The following is a 1905-nucleotide window of genomic DNA, read 5'->3' on the forward strand; positions in this document are numbered from 1 at the left end:
ATACACATTCATCACACACCCTGATACGCTGATAGCTAAACAGCCTATCGAGAGAGATACAAGGTCGGATTAGCGCGGTGGCGCGTAATCCGACGCACTTCTTCACGCGGTCGCATCGGCTTCACTTCAGAACCCCTGCGGGTTTCGTCAAGTATTTCCTACGCCTCGCTACGATCACGTCACCTCCGGTTCCTAAGCCGACCTACACAAACCGACTTACAATTTTTCCTCTGCGACCTTTGCGTCTCCGCGCCTCTGCGTTGGGCTTTTAGCTAATTCATCAATCTCTTTTACCTCTTTTGTTCTGGTGCGCCTTGATATAAGGCAGTAACGACTCGGCCGGAATGGCTTCTATCTCGCCGCACCTTGCAAGACTGTTTTACATCTTGTTAATTTTGTCTATTAAGGAGTTTCAGGAAAACGCACGGTAGAAGTACGGTGCCCACAAACCGATCAATGCCAATAACACCAACCCCTCCAGCTTGAAGATAAAGGCGAACTTTTCCCGTGCACCATCTTCCCCCCCCACCTGGAAGACCCGACTCATGAGCATATCGAGGAGAATACCGAACACCAGTATCATCGACACGACCGGGGCCAGCACATCGGGGAACAGGCCCCAACCCTCGGTACGGATTTCGTCACTGGTGAAGGGGATGAAGGCCACGCAGATCACTGCGGTGGTTATCAACATGGTGCGTAATTCACCGATATAGAGCATGAAGGCTTTCAACTGTTGCATGACGGTTTCCTGAATCCTGTATACACAAAGGTCGCTGTCTAAACCCGACAGGCTCCTAGTCTACCGTGTTATACGGTAAAAATAATCCCAATCGCCGACCTTCAGTCCGTGCAGGCACTCCAGCAGGGACGCATTCGGCACCGCCTCGCTTTCGTGCACCCCCCACACATGGATACTGCTCTGCGCTATCGCGGCAGTCCGCCGCCAGTTCAGGCTCGCATAAGCGTGTTCCTGGCCACAATGCTCGCATTGCCAGTCCATATCCTCGTTCACGGTCTGCCAGGCGCTAAGCGCCAGCTGGCCGCCCTGCTGGCGTTTGCGGCAAGAGGGGCAACTCGGAGGCGCCAGGTTATCGCCGGCCAGGAACAGGGGGGCATCAGCAAGCAAAAACGAGACATGACAGAACTCCGTATCGTATTGCTGTCCGGCTGCGGCCGGGGTGAGATTGATATGGGGACTGCAACCGAGAAAACTGATGTGGTCTATGAAGCGACTACCGGCGAAATAGCGCTTGTTACCTTCGATCATGAACGGTTCGCCGATAAAACCAATCTTGTCCAGTGCTTCGGTCAGCACGCTCTCGGAGAGCAAGGTCTTCGCCTCTCTCGGGTACAATACAAGGCGGTTATCGGCTAAGCTGGACATAATTAACACTATTCTTTAAATTCATCGGCCGCCCATTATAAGCCATTTGCGGCCAGGAGCTCGAATGCCAAGGACACTGATTGCCCCTCTTGCCTGGCTGCTGATCTGCCTGCAGCTGGCCCTCGTTACCCTCGCCCAGGCCGGGCCCGCGGTTACTTTCCTGCCGGCTACGGCGCCGGGCTTTGACAAGGGCATCCTCTGGCAAGTTGAATCCGCGAACGGCAAGTCCAGTTACCTGTTCGGCACCATTCATGTCGATGACCCGCGCATCACCGATCTGCATCCGAGCATCCGCAAGGCCATTGCCCATTCGCGCAGCATGACCCTGGAACTCATACCCGACCCACAGACCCTGCAGGCCTCGATGTCACGCATGTTCTTCAGCGATGGCCAGACCCTGCAACAGGTCATCGGCGCCCCGCTCTACAAGCAGGCCGTCAGTGTAGCGCGACGCCAGATTTGCGACACCTTCACGCCAGATTTGCGACACCAATTCAGCCCCAATTTACGCCCAATTT

At 55.0% G+C, this 1905-nt stretch carries 3 protein-coding genes; 1 reads left to right on the forward strand and 2 read right to left on the reverse strand.

Annotation, left to right across the window (positions count from 1 at the left end; translation table 11 throughout):
- Positions 1–412: 412 nt before the first annotated feature.
- The gene (locus tag RQ738_RS13585) at positions 413–742 is read right to left on the reverse strand and encodes a hypothetical protein (protein WP_314165855.1); all 330 of its coding nucleotides are present in this window, start codon (positions 740–742) and stop codon (positions 413–415) included.
- A gap of 60 nt (positions 743–802) precedes the next feature.
- Positions 803–1387 (reverse strand): hypothetical protein, encoded by a 585-nt coding sequence (locus tag RQ738_RS13590; RefSeq protein ID WP_314165857.1) that lies wholly within the window; start codon positions 1385–1387, stop codon positions 803–805.
- A gap of 64 nt (positions 1388–1451) precedes the next feature.
- On the opposite strand from RQ738_RS13590, the gene RQ738_RS13595 reads away from it, so the two are divergent.
- The coding region (locus RQ738_RS13595; RefSeq protein ID WP_314165858.1) for a TraB/GumN family protein at positions 1452–1905 on the forward strand (454 nt) is incomplete at its 3' end.

Origin of the sequence: Sulfuriflexus sp. (assembly GCF_032250955.1) — a bacterium.
Taxonomy (GTDB): Bacteria; Pseudomonadota; Gammaproteobacteria; order AKS1; family AKS1; genus Sulfuriflexus.

Excerpts from the sequence above, each read along its gene's own strand:
- RQ738_RS13585 (WP_314165855.1), bottom strand. The coding sequence starts at position 742 with ATGCAACAGTTGAAAGCCTTCATGCTCTATATCGGTGAATTACGCACC.
- RQ738_RS13590 (WP_314165857.1), bottom strand. The coding sequence starts at position 1,387 with ATGTCCAGCTTAGCCGATAACCGCCTTGTATTGTACCCGAGAGAGGCG.